This is a genomic window from Pseudobutyrivibrio sp. ACV-2, assembly GCF_900107545.1.
Classification (GTDB): Bacteria; Bacillota; Clostridia; order Lachnospirales; family Lachnospiraceae; genus Pseudobutyrivibrio.
Map to the genome: position 1 here is coordinate 55,911 of NZ_FNQZ01000010.1, position 16,243 is coordinate 72,153.

A 16,243-nucleotide genomic window follows, 5' to 3' on the forward strand; every position below is an offset into this window, starting at 1 on the left:
TAACTAATCCATTTTGCTCTCAGTTGTTTGAATGAGATCAGCAATGTTTCTTATTTTTGATAAATCATCAGACGAAAACTTAATTCCGTATTTCGCTTCAATATCTCCAATGATCGTCATTATCTCAATCGATGAAAGACACAAGTCGTCTATCATCGCACTATCTAATGTAACTTCATCCTCTGGTATATCTGCTATATCAATTATTATTCCCTTAATTGATTCAAATAATTCATTCATTTTCTAATTCCTCCAACTATATAACTATCGTTTAATCTTTCCACTTGCTGTTTTTTCGAACTCCGTTTCTCTAAATTCTATAAAGTATATCTTTCTATATGCAGGCTGAGTTTGATTGAGGTTACTTATGTATTCCCTAATGTTCTGCTCATCCTGGTTATTTGCATACACCTCAATAGCAATTCGATCTTTTTTTTCGAAAACTTTACACTCTTTCACTAAAGGATTTTCGTATACCTTAGACTCGATTTCTTCTGGACTGACATTTTCCCCGCCAGAAAGAATGATTAAATTCTTTTTTCTTCCAGTAAGGTAAACATACCCATCCTCATCGATATAGCCCAAATCACCAGTATAAATTACTCCATCATTCAAACAGGCTTTTGTCTCTTTAGGGTTATTATAATACCCCAACATGTTGCTCTGTGATTTAACACATATTTCACCATCTATACAAAATATTTCTGTTCCATCTACTGCTTTGCCTATTGAATCAACATGTTTTCCCATATCATAATTTATTGCTGAAGCATTACCGCTTTCCGTCATACCATAAAATTGGCAAACCGTAATATCGTTTTCCTTAAAAAGCTTCACGATATGTGGATCTATGCTTGCGCCACCTGAGCCAATATGTTTCGGGTTACCAATACGTTTTTTTTGTCCTCGTTTGATAAAATTAGCCCACATTTTCATCATGGCGGGTGTTATAGTTGCATAATCCACTGTAATATTTTCTAAATCTGCTAAAATATGTTTAACATCTTTGCTCATGCACATTGTGCAACCATACGAAGTCCAACTAAGCCAAAAACTAAGTCCCCCAATGTGGTATAGAGGGAAATTAGTATATGCCTTCAAATTCACCTCATTTCCTGCATTATTCACATATTCAAAAGGTAACAATGTTCTTATGCTTCCAAACAAGCTCATGGCTGATAGTGCTACACCTTTCGAAAAACTAGTTGTACCAGATGTAAACAGTATAAGAGAAAGTTTTTCACCCTCGTCATCTACAAAATCATGTAATTCTTTTTCAGCAACAGAGTCAAAAATGTCATCAAATAACTGCTCTTCAATAATAATAGGCAAGTCTCTAAACGCTTTTTTCTCAGCCTGTTCTGAACAAATTACCAAATCACCATCAGCCTTTTTTACTGCGAACTTCAAATTTTCAGAGTTTTCATAATTATTCAAAGGAACAGCCACGGCACGAGAAAAAATAATCGCACTAAGAAGAACTATATATCTATAATCGCTATCTGCTAAAAGGCATATATGTTTTCCTTCAATACGGCCAAGCTTTTCCTCTAACTGATATGCACATCTTCTAATGTCACGAAGATAATCTGAATATGTCCAATTGTCCACATTCGAGCCATCTAGCATCTTTACGGCTGTTACATCGTTATGGTTTTCTAGTAATTTTAAATATTGAAGCACTCCTATCACCCCCCCTTCTGCCTATTCGGCTTTTATATATTTCTATAAATTTTATCAACATCCTCAAAGCTATTGCTATCATTTCTACTGTGTGAATACACATAAAATATAGTGAATATCGTCCTAAATATCTTATTGTGTTTGATATTTTTCCGCTAACTGACTTATCAACTCGCAAAAAAACATATGCCACACCTATTCCTAATAGACCATTTACCATAAAACTAATTGGTCCTAAAGAATAGCCATCATATCCTATTCCTGCCTTTATCCCTAAAATAGCTTGAATTGTATTAGGAATTGCCACTAGAAGTGCATATATACATATAGATTCCTACTGTGCTCTGAAGTTAGCACTTTATTTTTTCTGATGTAGTAACCCATATAAACATCCAAAACTCCAACCAATCCCCGCGACAACCCAAAAGGAGTGAAACCTATAGCAAACAAGAGACTACCAATAATCACTAATCCCTTATAAATTACTTAATTACTTAATTAGTTTTCCCTTTAATAGACTCAATGAGTTCACCTATATTTCATTCATTCTCTATGTCCTCTTTTGATTGCTAGCGTTTAATTTTTCCACTTGCCGTTTTATCAAATTCAGTATCCCTAAATTCTACAAAGTATATCTTTTTATACGCTGGCTGCGTTTGATTGAGGTCGCTTATGTACTCCCTAATGCTCTGCTCATCCTGGTTATTGGCATACACTTCAATAGCAATTCGATCTTTTTTCTCAAAAACTTTACACTCTTTAACTAGAGGGTTTTCATATACCTTAGATTCAATTTCCTCTGGACTAACATTTTCTCCTCCAGAGAGAATGATTAAATTCTTTTTTCTTCCAGTAAGGTACACGTAACCAGCTTCATCTATGTAACCCAAATCGCCAGTGGAGATTACTCCGTCTTTCAGACAATCCTTAGTTTCTTCGGGGTTATTATAATAGCCAATCATGTTACTCCAAGATTTAATACATAATTCCCCATCAACAAAATTGATATCTACACCATCCATAGCTTTTCCTATTGAGTCAATGTGGTTTTCCATGTCATAATTTACCGTGACAAGATTACCAAGTTCAGTCATTCCATAACATTGAGCAACAGTGATATTATTATCCATAAAGAATTTACTGAGAGTAGGCTCAATCAACGCTCCACCAGATACCACATGTTTTGGATTACCTATACGTTTTTTTTGACCTCTCTTAATACAATTTACCCACATTTTTAATATGGCAGGTGTCACAACTGCGTAATCAATGGTTATATTCTCTAAATCTGAAAGCATATGCTTAGGATCTTTACTCATACAAATTGTGCAACCATTTTGAGTCCAACTGAGCCAAGCGAGAATTCCTCCAAGATGATACATAGGGAAATTAGTATACCCTATTGAATTTAAGGCATCTTCTGTACCATTCATATACACAAGTGGAAGGAACTTTCTTTTATTTCCAAACAAGCTGAAAACTGATAATTCAACTCCCTTTGAAAGACTTGTGGTTCCAGAGGTAAATAAAATAAGTGCTAATTTATTTGCCTCTTCATCTTTAAAATCAAATAATTCTTTTTCAAGTGGCGACACTGCCATACCATCAAATAGCGTCTCTTCGCTAACCAATAGCAAATCCTTAAATGTGCTTTTCTCTGCATATTCTGAAAGAATTAAAATATCAGATTCAACTTGATTAACAGCAAATAATAAATTTTCAACGGTTTCTAAATTATTCAATGGAACAGCCACAGCGCGAGAAAAAATAATTGCACCAAGAAGAACCATGTATCGATAATCGGTATTGGCTAAGATACATATATGCCTCCCTTCAATAGGACCAAACTTTGCCTCCAGCTGATATGCACATCTTTTCATATCATGAAGATAATCTGAATAGGTCCAACTATCTACATTAGGACCATCTAACATCTTCACAGCATATGCATCTTTATGGTTTTCAAGTGTTTTTAAATACTCTAGCATTCCTATCGACCCCCGCTTCTATACATATGACTTTTATAGATTTCTATAAATTTAACCAAAATCTTCAAAGCAATTACTATTATTATCAATCTGAAAATGTATAAAATTACAAAACCTAAAACTGGCTGATTAATCAACTTTTCAGCAATGACATACCAAGGAACAGCTATCATTTCTACAGTATGGATACACATAAAATATAATGAATATACTCCTAAATATCTCAAAGCGTTTGCTATCTTCCCATTAAACAGCTTATTAATTCTTAGAAAGACATATAACACACCTATTCCTAATAGGCCACTTTCTATATATGTTACTGGTCCTAAAGAATAAACATTATCTGACATTTCGGTTATCATTCCCAATGCAACTAGAATAATATTAGGTATTATTACAAATGAAGTATAATTAAAGAGGTTTTTTCTACTATGCTGTGATGTCAGCGCTTTATTTTTCCTAATGTAATACCCCATATAAACATACAAAACTCCAACTAATCCTTGAGACAAGCAAAAAGGTGTGAAGTCCGTATAACTCAATAGCCACCCTATGATTGATAAACCTAAAGCATAATATTTAATTTTTGCTTCATCGACAACACTTAATAAGATATTAAAAATGCCCAATGCCCAGAATAACGCTAAAATAAACCAAACAGGCCCATTAGCAAAGATGATAATGTTTTCAAATTGAACAGTTTGCGAAAATCCTAATAACATTCCAGCAAGTACTTTTAAACTTTCTTGAAAAGCACCAGGTAAGTACCTAAAGAAACAAAAATGAATAATAATGTTAAATAACACAGTAACAATAGTGGTCCATAAATAAGGCTTAATCAGCTCCTTCATCTCTAAAGAAAAATTCTTTAAAATTGGTCTTTTTCGAACACTATATCCTGACAAAATAAACATTGCTGGCATCAAAGAAGCTAATACAGCACCTAAAACTGAAATACATATTCCAGCAATAATAGATTTTTCAAAAACAAATGGTATGTTTTTTAAAGTGCCTGATTCACTATACTTTGTGATAATATCAATCATCAACATAGGAAAATTTGATCTGTTGTGCATTAGCACAATCAGCACCATTGCTATTCCTTTAAATAAGTCAAACATTCCAATGGATGTTGTAACCGGACTATTCAACTTTCTGAATATTTTCATATATTAAACCTCAGCTATCTTTAATTCGTTGTATTGTCACATAATGTAGCGTAATAAGCGTCGAATAGTATACCATATTATTTTCATTTACATAATCGTAATAATGCACACATTTTATAACTCTGCAATTATTCTTTTATTCACCTTGTTATAATCTACTTACTTGCTAGGCAACGATATAATTAAGTCAAAAAATACACCCCAAAACTGCAATTATATTGCTGTATTGGGGTGATATTTTATAATATCCTGTCTCTAAATAGTTCTTCATGATGAGGGTATATTTCATCAAAATGCTTGGCTATAAGCTCCAAATCATTTATAGAATAATCCGATACTCTTTCATATATTTTAATCGTTAATCCACCATCAATATCGTAAGACTCAATTAGATTGTAATGTTTTCCAATATGTGATTCAGTGTTAATTATTTCAGTATTAATGTATCTAAGTATCTCTTCACCGTTGTTATAAGTACAACTAGGTGAGTTACACGCTAAAACATAATGAGCACTTAAGAAACTACTTGGAAAACCATCTCTTAAGTCCACATCAGACACAAACGAAGCACTCGGGGTGGCATTTATTATTTCAGGCAATCTTACATTTCTTATAGTATCCGAATTAAACAATTGCTCACCAACAGCAACATAGGTATCATTTTTTTCTTGGGTACGAGAATTAATTGAATCCACTATTTTATTAACATTTACTATATCTTCTCTAACAAGAGGAAAATGCATATAGGACGCTTCTTTATATTCTCCTTCTTTCATTATAAAATGTCCAAATCCAACAATTATAAAATCTACTACTAATAGTACAGTGAGTATATTTATCCGTACTTTTATCTTTTTCGATTCATTATAAAAATCAAATATTAATATCTGTAGAATAAAGAATCCAGTGGCCCAAATTAAGCCATGTTGAATACCTGGTGTTTGGACATTCAAAAACGAACAAAAAGTAGAAATAGTTAATATTAATATAATTACTAATTGATTTAAATACTTTCTATTTACAATACATATATATACTGAAACACAAAGAAGCACAACATGCATAACACTTTGGTATACCATAAGCGAAAGAAATGATACTATAAATGGTAATTTATAGGCTGTAAAAGCTTCACCATTTGACATAATAGTATTTAATAAAAAGTCTTTAAAAAATATAAGTAGAACGCATAAACTAATCCCACCTATTTCCAAGAAATTAAAAACAGTAGTCTTTATAATCACATTAGACTTTTTCTCTTGCTTTATATAATCATATATAGCTTTATAAATCATTGTAACGACATATCCCACTACGAAAAACAAAGCATATCTTCTGGATATCCAAGCTAAAAGTAGCAGTAAACTAACAAAGACATTTCTAACATGATCAATTTTAGAAAAATCAAATTCTAGTAAATAAAAAATTGCTAATGAAATAGGTATAAGAATCGCTACATCTATCATTCCTCTAAGAAGTGCTCTATAGAATGTGCAATATATCACTCCTAGAAAAATAGATAGGCAAAATACAGAACTGGCATTTTTATTTGATAATAATCGAACAGCTAATAAACCATGCAAAATAAGCGCTGGTGTCAAGAAAAAAAATGCTACTACTGTAACATAATTAACAAATCCAGCTCCGGTAAAATGCAAAGGCAACGCTATTACAGAAGGTAAATACGTGTTATAGTCATCAAAGTTAATAGAATACCAAAGTGATTTTAAACCATCCATAAAATTAACACTAAATAGCAGATTTGTCCTATCGATAGAGTTCTTCCAGTATCCTGCCCAATCCCAAGTGTATATAGTATTATCTTGACTAACTGTAAATCGTACAAAGAAAATACAATATAATAGCAATCCAATAACAATAAATACTTTTTTTATATCAATCGTATTGACAACCTTTTTTACTGCAACTTTAGCTGGTGAATGCCAAGTCACAATCGCTATGAATATATAAAAGGTTAGAAAATAAAAAATACTACTTATCATTAAGCCGATCTCCTTATACCTGCCATACATAATATGCAACGAAATGCCCATGTATTATATCAGCATCTTTCAATTGTATAAGGGATAATTTTCCAGTTAATTGAAATAGTAATTTGTAAAATTTATATAAATATAAGCCAGTATTCGCCCAACTAGCAGCCACACTTTTTAAACTGTGTCAGATATTTATCACATAACAAAAAGTGCCTGCACCGAAGATGCATTGATTTATTTACGTCAAAAAAAGACACCGCATTCGCGGTGTCTTTTTGGTACTTCAGGCAACCCCATACCTGAAGTGGGTGAAATATGTTTACAACGCCCCCATGTCTACATAGTCAGTGATTACGCCATCCACACCTAAACGCTGCAGAGATAGCATCTGACCTTTTGTATCAGGAGTGTAGGAATAAACCTTTGATCCTGCTTCGTGAATTGCACGAACTGTCTTTGGTGTTAATGTCTTCATGTTTACGCCGTAGTACTCTGCCGGATATTTCGTTGGCAGAGTGGACTTACCGAATGAGGCAAGTTTCATGATTGGCTGTTCTGGATTAATTTGTTTTATTGTGGCAAGATAATCATAATTAAATGATAGAAATACTACTTTGTCTAAAAGTCCATATTGAACGAACTTGTTATAAACTGATGCAACAAAATCCGGATCATTGCCTATGTCTTTGAGCTCACAAAACAAGCGCATATTTGTTGAACCAAGCAAATCCAAAGTTTGGTCTAAGGTTGGGATTCGCTCTAATCTGAACTCCCTGCCGTACCATTCGCCAGCATCTAATTGCAGAAGTTCATCGTATGTATAATCAGCGATGGAGTTTTCTGTGCCGTCAAGTTTCTGTAAGGTGTCATCGTGGTATATAACCAGCTCTCCATCTTTTGTTTTTCTAACATCAAACTCAACGGTTTTTGCTCCGTTGGCATACGCTCCGGCAAAAGCGCTAAGCGTATTTTCAGGATATGCCCCAGAATATCCTCTGTGGGCTACTATTTGAACCACTATATCCTCATCAGCATTAGCAGGTAAATAGTTGAAGGTGTTCATGAGTATGCAAGAACCAATCAGGGCAACCATGCTGACTGTGACTGTCCTTCTCAGCTTCGAAAGTAACTTACCCTTCATAATATCAGGCCCCCTTTAATCTAGCTATATTTAATTTTAGCACAAGGTATTATTTTATGTTGTCTTTTAAAGATAAAATATTATCCGAAAACTTTCACAAATTTTAGTACAACTTGTCAAAAATAAGCTCTCTGAACGATAACTTTCAGAGAGCTTATTAAATATTTGTGTTTTCCTATAAAACATCAGCAAACTGTGATTGGAGTTTCTTGAACACGTGGGTTCCAAGCACAAACATAATGATGGTAAGTATCCAGAAATATGCGGTCAAAGCCGGTCTTGTCCAAAATCCTGTCTGTGAAATGAAGGCATCTCGGTAACCACTTGTGATGTAATACATTGGGTTGAGCTTTAAAATCACAGCCAACCATTTTGGCATACTGCCAACCATTCCGTCGAAATTCCACATGATTGGTGTGGCCCAGACTCCTATCTGAAGGAATATGTTTACCAGTTGTGCCATATCTCTGAAGAATACACATAAAGAGCTGGTCAAATAGATGATTCCCACTGCAAGGGCCATCATTGAAAGTGAATAATAAATCACCTGCAGGATGTAGAAACTAACTCCATATCCGTAAAGCAAGTAAACCACCAATGTAAATAATACGAAAAAGGCATGTACGAAAAGTGATGAAACCGCCTTTACGATTGGAAGAACATTGATGGGAAATACAACCTTTTTAACCAGATAGTTGTATTCCTGCAGCACCACAGTTCCTGCAGAAAGCACTTCACTAAAATAAAACCAAGGTACAATACCGGCAGAAAGCCATAGTACGAATGGCGCCTGGATACCTGCTTTGGTACCCTGAGTGCCGGCATTTAATGCCTTGTCAAATACTATCCAGTATACTAACACTGTGACTACAGGCTGAACAAATGCCCATATGACACCTAGTGTGGAGCCTGCAAATTTCTGCTTAAAGTCGTTTTTGGCCAGTTTAGCAATTAATTTTTTGTTTGCAATTATATCTTTTAACATAGTAATCCTTTGATTCTTTAAAATTCCAGTGTTTACTGGCATTTAATATGTTTATTTTGATTTTCATAGCTTGTCAGGTCAAGCTTCCAATCTGATGACCCATCAGGATTTTCGATGATAAGGTCAAATCCCATGTCGCCATAGAAGTTTTTAACCATCTTATTTTTCTCGGTTGGAAGGTAGTGACCGCGGAGTGTGGTCACACCTGCAGCCTTGCAGCGTTTAACCATCTCATCCATCATGGCGTATTCCATGTCACGTTTTAAAACTCTGCAGCTCATAAGCCAAAGTTCGATATCACATGCATCCCCATCAAACTTTCCGATGGCAATGCTCACTACACCATTGTCGCCAAATTTATCAATGAGCTTTCCATAGAGTGTGATATATCCAGCATCTGCTGCAGTAGCCTCGATTTCGGCCTGAGTATAGCGCTTTGTGGTGAGGTTGAACTGGTTGGATTTGTTGGTCAACTGAGCAATGCGCGCCATGTAAACTGGTATGAAACTGTCAATCTCTGCCGTCATCTCAAGGGAGTCAAGATACTGACCGTAATCGGAAAAGCTACTTTGAAGCTTTGCTCTTGCTGCGTTTTCCTGATACATTTCATTTCTCTTTAAATCGTCTGCAGACAGGCTTGTGGTCTCGAAAAAGCCACTGCGGTCTATAGTCTGAATGTAAGAAGAAACACTGTCAAGCTCTGGGGCGCACACACCCTTTAGCTGTTCTGTAACAATGTGTCTTTCTGCTGGATTGTCATCCACAAAAACCAGGCTTTCCGGAAGCAACGTAAGCTCCGAGGCAATATCAGCAAAATTTTTATCCTTTGGATCCCAGTTTGCTTTGATGGAAATAAAATCATTTTCAGTGAATACACTATCCGGATGATTAATTCCTGCAATAGCATTTTCATGCTCGTTTTTTGAGTCAATATTCAAAATGACGCCAAGCTGTTGATGAGCCTTAAGGTATTGCTGGAACTCAGTGTAAGCCTGACCTTCTGCTTCCTCTGGACCAAGTGCGATGCCATCCACACCATCATCACCAATGACACCACCCCAGAGAGTATTGTCCAAATCAAGTACAAATCCCTTTTTATTTTTACCAAAAATGGATTTAATAATGTTGGCAACATTAAAGGAAAGATATGGGATAGCTGGAACACACATAGCATATTTGTACATGTACCAGTATGAAGGCTCGGACCATTCCTTGAAGCCATAGTCAGCGGATATGTAATTCAAATCGCAGATGTAAAAGTTTTCATGGGCCCTAGCATAGCTATAAAGCTTTTCATTTAAACGGTTTGTGAAACAGGTCGCTCCGCGGTAATCCCAGGCATCCATATTTCCCATAAGCCTGAAAAGTGGCATCTCGAAATTGTTCTGGATGATAGGACAATTGTATTTTTCAGCTAAACTGCTCCAGATTGTTTCGAATTTCTGATACTGTGCATTAAGCAACTCATCCACATCTGCTTCGCTCATGGCAAGGCTTGGGAATTCAGTGATATTGCGGTTGCTGGTGCATACATATATGATATCAGGAGCAAATTCTAAAAGCTCAGGATTGTCGAAAACTGCATCCTCGTAATATTTATTGTATTCGCTTTCGTAGAAGCTAGGGCGGATACCATTATTTAAAAGGAACAGCTCCATAATAAGCATTATGTTGGCGGTGGTGCTGCCTCCTAAGATGGCAATTTTCTTGTCGATAAATTTGGTATCTGAGGCTAAAAGCTCTTTTTTTATTCGCTTTTTCTTTGAAAGTAAATAGTCCGCATCAAAGGGATATTCAAGTTCTTTCATAGGTTTTATCTCCTATTACATTTGTATATTATTACATCAGAGTTGACGTAAACGCTTTTAAGCTGTGGATTTGAATCCATGTAGTCTGGGTGAGACAACTTTGTCACCACTAAATAATCTATGTCATTTTCTTCTAGTGCATTCTGCTGCACCAGAGGGTCGTCACTAAAGAACAGATTATTGGTAGAAAGCATTTCTTCCACCTTTGATTCTGGTACATCTGAATAGTCATAACCCTCTAAATAGCACTGACGCTCAGCAAATGCACTGGCATAAAAATAGATATTTCTGTAATCAAGCTCTTCTGAGAGCCTGTCCACAGCAAGCACAGAATCTGCTGGAGTATTGTCCCTCAGCCAGAAATATGCATCCATTGTATCACTGCTTACAAGATCTGCTCTATCCTCGGCTGGGGTATGGAAAATTACCATCTGATTGAAATCGTCCTGACAGTAATGAACCACATCTGCCACTAAAAGCAAGGTGCAGATGCAGAACCAGCCCTGCATTATTTTGAATATAGGTGTAAGACGGTTGGCCATAAGATATTTCATTGTACAGTAAAATATCAAGCCAGCGTTGGTAATCACAAAGTACACCTGTGATTGGCCTGGGACACTTATAAAAAGAAATCCGATTAAGCCCATAAGTGATGAACCGATAGCAAACCAGTCAAAAACATCGCCAATTACACCATCTTTAATGAGGGTCTGGAATTTGCCGATAGTGAATGCAACAAAAAGTGCTATACATGGGCCCATAATAAATAGCGCTGCAAGAATAACTGCAAGGATTACCCAAGGCATGGCCATATAGTCGATTCCAAGCTTGCTGAAAATCTGACCTACTCTGCCGGATTCAAGTGTACCGGCGCAGGTAAGCTGCATGGCACGGTTGTTAGAACCTGATGAATGAAGCCCTACTGTTACACCAAAATAGATAAGGGCAAAGCCCAAGGTTAATGCCACGTTATATAAAAGCTGTTGCACATGGAAACGTTTAATTATTATCCACTCCACAACAAAAACAATCCAGGTGATAGCAACAAGCAAAATACCTGTTGTTCCCTTAAAGCCTGTGGCTGCTGCACCAAGCAAAAATATTGCTATAACATTCGTAAATACAAGCTTATCATACCATATTTCAGTAAGCACATCGATTGTGAGAATGGTTAGGCTCACTGCAAGTCCCATGGCGTTACCATTTCCAAAAAAATGATTATCCATCCATGAGAGTGGGAATCTGCCCCCCAACACGTTTAATGGAAGGAGGCATATTCCAGAGATAAGTAAACCGAAGCAGAAGAAAAAGTACTCGAAATTGTAGTAGGATTTAGCTCCGCGGATTCTTTCTCCCAATGTGATTAAAGCAAGGGTAAGAGGGAATGCACAAATCAATGCATTGCCGTTCATATAGACTGTGAATGCATCTGTAGCGAAGATATGCTTGCACATTGCAAAAATCAGCTCATAAAAATAATGATAATAAAAGGTCAGACCTGAAATTCTGATATCCATCCCTGGGAATGAGCGACTGAGGGATACTATGTTTCCTGTATGAAACAGGAAATCATGGTAGACCTGTGTGGTCTGGCCTGAAAATGCGAACAGATATTTAAGTTGAAAACTTAGTGCTGAAACAATATAGATAAACACGAAAATAATCAGATAGGTGAACCTGAAGTGTTCTCCTGCATTGAAAATGTATGGCTTACCTTTTTTGATGAAATATATCAGGCCTGCTGTAGATGTGAGTGGGCCTGCCAACATGATTAAACCATTTAGGCCAGCCAATGACTCTATGAAATAAAGGGCTGCCATGTACACAAAACCTATAAAAAATCCTGCCAGAAGTCTGGTTGAAAACTTGAATCTGCGGGGAAGTAAAATATCACAAAAAAGCATCCCTGGTAGTTGAATCCAAACGATGCAGTACGCTAAAAATATTAATGTTGTGGAAATACTAAATGTCATTACGTACCTCGATATAGTAGTGTATCTAGTGTATCTAAAGCCTTCGCTTGTTACGCTAACAAAGTTGATATCTCTACGCTCAACTTAGAATGTTTCGCTTAAGAGATATCAACTTTGTTAGCTACAAGCTTACTTTTTCTAGGATCCAACTCTGGTAGAGTTGATTCCGCGAAAAATTTATCTTTTAGCTATAAACGCTTATTTATTCTGGACGGAGTTGTCCCAACTTAAAGTGTTTGCGGCATAACGCTATGTAGGAGTCGTTGGCTCCTAACATCACCTGAGGGCCGCTGCGAACTACGCCGTTTTCGTTGTAACGGGTGTTGCAGGTGGCTTTGCGGCCGCACCAGCATACAGTTTTCACTTCATGGATTACGTCAGCTATGGCAATCAGGCGCTTTGACCCTGGAAACAGTTCGTTTTTAAAATCGGCCCTGAGGCCATAAGCCACCACTGGTACATCCATAAAATCTACAATATCAGATAGATAGTCTACCTGTTCAGGTGTGGCAAACTGCACCTCATCAACGATGATGCAGTCATATTTTTTAATCTCTTCCTCAGACATTTCTACCAAATCCTCTAGGAAGATACATTCGTTTTCTAAGCCTATACGAGAATGTACCACCCGTTCTCCATCCCTTGTATCCACTGCTGGCTTCACAAGAAGGGCGTTTTGGCCTACCTCCTGATAGTTGAAGTGTGTCATAAGTGCATTGGCTGTCTTGGATGACCCCATTGCTCCATAGTAAAAATATAGTTTTGCCATTTTATAAACTCCCGCACATAAATTGACAGAAGACCGATTAAATGTCTTCTGTCTAATTGATAACATTATAAATATTAAAGGCTTAACTGTCAAAAATGTTTCATTCCTTAAGCTGAATCTGGGAACGAAGATTTAGTGTGGTGATAAATGAGTGCCTTCCTTCTTCTGCCTTAATTGAATCAAACAGGAAATAGTTGTAAGCTGAATCTTTCATTTTTTCGAAATCACCTATTTCGCGATACATTTTAATCTTGAAGGTTTCCATGTGAAGCCTAAGATTCATGATATCCTCGTAATCATCAACTCCATCTATGCGCTCAAATATTTTTTCAAGCTCAACATAATCTTTGTCCTCAAGAAGTAGTGATACCAGTCCCACTATCTCATCAAAATGTCTGACGAAATCATTACACTGATAAAAGGCCTGAATACAAGCAATCTTGCTTTCATCTGATTTCTTTCTGTCTCCTGCATCGTGATAATAGTAAAATCTTGCAATGCATACATCAAAGGCACTATCAAACTCAGGGTATAACCTGATTAGCATTTCCATATCTCGCAGTGTTTCTCTTGCTTCTTCAAATTTCTCAAGCTCCACAAACTGCTTTGCAATCAAAGAATATTCTCCGATTAGAAATGTGTTTTTTATATATGGATCTTCGATATACCCACAGCATTCTACCGCTCTATAGTGATACTCCAGGCTTTCTACCATACCACCCATCTGCTCACATAAGGCTGCAAAATTGGAGCAAATCATGCCTTCCATAAAATAGAGCTTGTACTTTCGTGCACGACTAATTCCGGTTAAATAGCATTCTTCGCTGGTGATGAAATGTCCTTCACTTCTAAAAATCGTACCCATCTCATTATAGCTCTGACATACCAGCATATGCTCTTCTGTTTGAGACAAACCATCTATTCCAGCAGAAAGATAATATAATGCCTGAGAAAAATCATTGTTCTGGCAGCTGGCATCTCCCAAGGTACAGCTGGCAAAGTCTTTAAGTAAGTCATCTCCCTGCTCCTGAGCCATATCAAATAAATCGCAGGCCAAGTCTAAGTGACGTTTGTTATCCACTTTTCTGACTGCATTTATTTCTTTTATATATTCTACTACTTCAGGTGATTTAAGATTAAATAACTCGCTCACTATTTAAATCCTCGCTATTTAAAAATGTCGATAACACTAATAGCAAAATCTATATCTTATTTAGTTCTGCAAATACAGAGCTGCAGTTAAAATACCATTATTAGCAGTTTCCCATACAACTATATTAGAATCGTATTTATTCACAAATTTTAAATCCAAGGTATTTCCTGAGATTGTTGCATCCCATCCTGCTGGTAAATAATTTACAGGAAGTGAATGTGGATGACGCTCAGAAGCAGGAACCCCTGCAGTTTTCATAGCAGCATAAATAGTGGAAGAAACCTGACAAACTCCACCACCAATGCCAATAGCATGCTCCTTATTGATGAAAACAGGTGCATCTACAAAACCGTTTGCTGCTGTGCGAGGTCCAATAGCCTTGTTGGCAGAGAAGGTCTTTCCTGGCTCCACAACCGTACCATTAACATGACCTGCTGCAATAGCAATGTTATTACCTCGTGGTGCCTCATGGTTATATTCTGTTGAATATATGCCTAAAAGCGTGTAGGTCTTTGGTACGACTATCTCTGTACCTGCAACAGGAATTCCATCTCTTCCTTCAAACTGTCCTACATTAGCGTAGTGATACACATATGCGAGCATATTGTCCCCATAAAGTATCTGAAGGTCCGGATTTTTCTGCATGTAATCTGTGGCATTAAATGTAGCGCTGGCATTTCTGTTTTCGTAAATACCATGATAAATATAGTGATTTAATAGCCACAGCTGACTACCATTTGAATAAGCTGCCACATCAGGATAAAGTGTAGCATAGTAGTCTGCATCAAAAACCTTTGCGGCTGCCTGTAACTCATCATTTGAGGCTGCACTTACCGTAAGATTTGGCGATACCGCAAATGCGATAATTACAAAAGTCATCGAGATAATAATTTTGGCAATATGCAATTGTATTTTTTCCATAAAACCCCTCCCAATATGTAAATCGTTTGATTAGTATGAATATTTTAACACTTTTGTAAATACAATAAAAGAGCGCCAAACTTGGCGCTCTTTAAAATTCTGTGAACTTTTTATTTGTTTTTATTCTGTTCTGCTTCGAGCTCTTTGCGCTTCTTTAACGCCCATGCTCTAAGGCCCTTTTTCTTTTTAGCTTCCACTGGAGCATTTCCTCCGCGAAGTCCTCTTACCTTTGTGATGTAGAGACCAGAAACTGTAGCCTTAACTTCCTTTTTAACAGGAATCTGGTCGAAAATTTCTCCGTCAGCGATAAGTGTCATCATCTGTGGGCCAACCTTGGCCTTGACAACAGGTACTTTCATGCCCTTCTGATACCAAGGAACTGCATTCATCATCTGCTCTGGGAATCCTGCATCCTTGAACTTCATCATCTTTTTATCGATGATAAGCATTGAAACCTGCTGTGCCATGGCATCCATCTGAACCTGCTGTTCAGCACGACGTGCCTCGGCTTTTTTCCCCATAAAATATAAAGCAACGAATGCCGCAATCAATATCACAAGGATTACAAGCATAACGATTATTGGTGTGCTCATATTATATCCTCCTAACTACGGGGACCCTCTGAATATAGGGTCACAACTAGGTTATATCTTATC

13 protein-coding genes are annotated in these 16,243 nt (G+C 36.7%); all 13 read right to left on the reverse strand.

Going from position 1 to position 16,243, the window contains the following annotated elements; genetic code table 11:
• Nucleotides 1–3: 3 nt before the first annotated feature.
• Entirely contained in the window at nucleotides 4–240 is a 237-nt protein-coding gene (locus BLV53_RS11450; RefSeq protein WP_090300965.1) for an acyl carrier protein, read from the reverse strand.
• A 24-nt stretch (nucleotides 241–264) separates the two neighbouring features.
• Complete coding sequence (locus BLV53_RS11455) at nucleotides 265–1,683, reverse strand: class I adenylate-forming enzyme family protein (protein ID WP_090300966.1); 1,419 nt, start codon at nucleotides 1,681–1,683, stop codon at nucleotides 265–267.
• Nucleotides 1,684–2,252: 569 nt separating this feature from the next.
• Entirely contained in the window at nucleotides 2,253–3,671 is a 1,419-nt protein-coding gene (locus tag BLV53_RS11465) for a class I adenylate-forming enzyme family protein (RefSeq protein WP_090300970.1), read from the reverse strand.
• Between the two features lie 2 nt (nucleotides 3,672–3,673).
• Entirely contained in the window at nucleotides 3,674–4,840 is a 1,167-nt protein-coding gene (locus BLV53_RS11470) for an acyltransferase family protein (protein ID WP_090300972.1), read from the reverse strand.
• 239 nt (nucleotides 4,841–5,079) lie between these two features.
• Nucleotides 5,080–6,843 (reverse strand): hypothetical protein, encoded by a 1,764-nt coding sequence (locus BLV53_RS11475; protein ID WP_090300976.1) that lies wholly within the window; start codon nucleotides 6,841–6,843, stop codon nucleotides 5,080–5,082.
• A 313-nt stretch (nucleotides 6,844–7,156) separates the two neighbouring features.
• A complete protein-coding gene (locus BLV53_RS11480; RefSeq protein WP_090300978.1) occupies nucleotides 7,157–7,978 on the reverse strand; it encodes a glycerophosphodiester phosphodiesterase in 822 nt (273 codons plus the stop codon).
• A 175-nt stretch (nucleotides 7,979–8,153) separates the two neighbouring features.
• Nucleotides 8,154–8,963, reverse strand: a complete 810-nt coding sequence (locus BLV53_RS11485) for an ABC transporter permease (RefSeq protein ID WP_242879092.1) — start codon at nucleotides 8,961–8,963, stop codon at nucleotides 8,154–8,156.
• A gap of 32 nt (nucleotides 8,964–8,995) precedes the next feature.
• Nucleotides 8,996–10,771, reverse strand: coding sequence for an HAD-IIIC family phosphatase (locus BLV53_RS11490; RefSeq protein ID WP_090300981.1), 1,776 nt, complete (start codon nucleotides 10,769–10,771; stop codon nucleotides 8,996–8,998).
• A gap of 5 nt (nucleotides 10,772–10,776) precedes the next feature.
• On the reverse strand, nucleotides 10,777–12,744 hold the full coding sequence (locus BLV53_RS11495) for a hypothetical protein (RefSeq protein WP_090300983.1): 1,968 nt from the start codon (nucleotides 12,742–12,744) through the stop codon (nucleotides 10,777–10,779).
• A 202-nt stretch (nucleotides 12,745–12,946) separates the two neighbouring features.
• Nucleotides 12,947–13,513, reverse strand: coding sequence for a thymidine kinase (locus BLV53_RS11500; protein ID WP_090300984.1), 567 nt, complete (start codon nucleotides 13,511–13,513; stop codon nucleotides 12,947–12,949).
• 100 nt (nucleotides 13,514–13,613) lie between these two features.
• The gene (locus BLV53_RS11505; RefSeq protein WP_090300986.1) at nucleotides 13,614–14,666 is read right to left on the reverse strand and encodes a hypothetical protein; all 1,053 of its coding nucleotides are present in this window, start codon (nucleotides 14,664–14,666) and stop codon (nucleotides 13,614–13,616) included.
• 60 nt (nucleotides 14,667–14,726) lie between these two features.
• Nucleotides 14,727–15,587, reverse strand: a complete 861-nt coding sequence (locus BLV53_RS11510; RefSeq protein ID WP_090300988.1) for a VanW family protein — start codon at nucleotides 15,585–15,587, stop codon at nucleotides 14,727–14,729.
• 110 nt (nucleotides 15,588–15,697) lie between these two features.
• Nucleotides 15,698–16,180, reverse strand: a complete 483-nt coding sequence (locus BLV53_RS11515; protein WP_090300990.1) for a hypothetical protein — start codon at nucleotides 16,178–16,180, stop codon at nucleotides 15,698–15,700.
• Nucleotides 16,181–16,243: the final 63 nt, after the last annotated feature.

Coding starts and splice junctions, on each gene's coding strand:
- BLV53_RS11485 (WP_242879092.1), bottom strand. CDS start 8,963: ATGTTAAAAGATATAATTGCAAACAAAAAATTAATTGCTAAACTGGCC.
- BLV53_RS11510 (WP_090300988.1), bottom strand. CDS start 15,587: ATGGAAAAAATACAATTGCATATTGCCAAAATTATTATCTCGATGACT.
- BLV53_RS11475 (WP_090300976.1), bottom strand. CDS start 6,843: ATGATAAGTAGTATTTTTTATTTTCTAACCTTTTATATATTCATAGCG.
- BLV53_RS11480 (WP_090300978.1), bottom strand. CDS start 7,978: ATGAAGGGTAAGTTACTTTCGAAGCTGAGAAGGACAGTCACAGTCAGC.
- BLV53_RS11450 (WP_090300965.1), bottom strand. CDS start 240: ATGAATGAATTATTTGAATCAATTAAGGGAATAATAATTGATATAGCA.
- BLV53_RS11490 (WP_090300981.1), bottom strand. CDS start 10,771: ATGAAAGAACTTGAATATCCCTTTGATGCGGACTATTTACTTTCAAAG.
- BLV53_RS11470 (WP_090300972.1), bottom strand. CDS start 4,840: ATGAAAATATTCAGAAAGTTGAATAGTCCGGTTACAACATCCATTGGA.
- BLV53_RS11495 (WP_090300983.1), bottom strand. CDS start 12,744: ATGACATTTAGTATTTCCACAACATTAATATTTTTAGCGTACTGCATC.
- BLV53_RS11465 (WP_090300970.1), bottom strand. CDS start 3,671: ATGCTAGAGTATTTAAAAACACTTGAAAACCATAAAGATGCATATGCT.
- BLV53_RS11500 (WP_090300984.1), bottom strand. CDS start 13,513: ATGGCAAAACTATATTTTTACTATGGAGCAATGGGGTCATCCAAGACA.
- BLV53_RS11515 (WP_090300990.1), bottom strand. CDS start 16,180: ATGAGCACACCAATAATCGTTATGCTTGTAATCCTTGTGATATTGATT.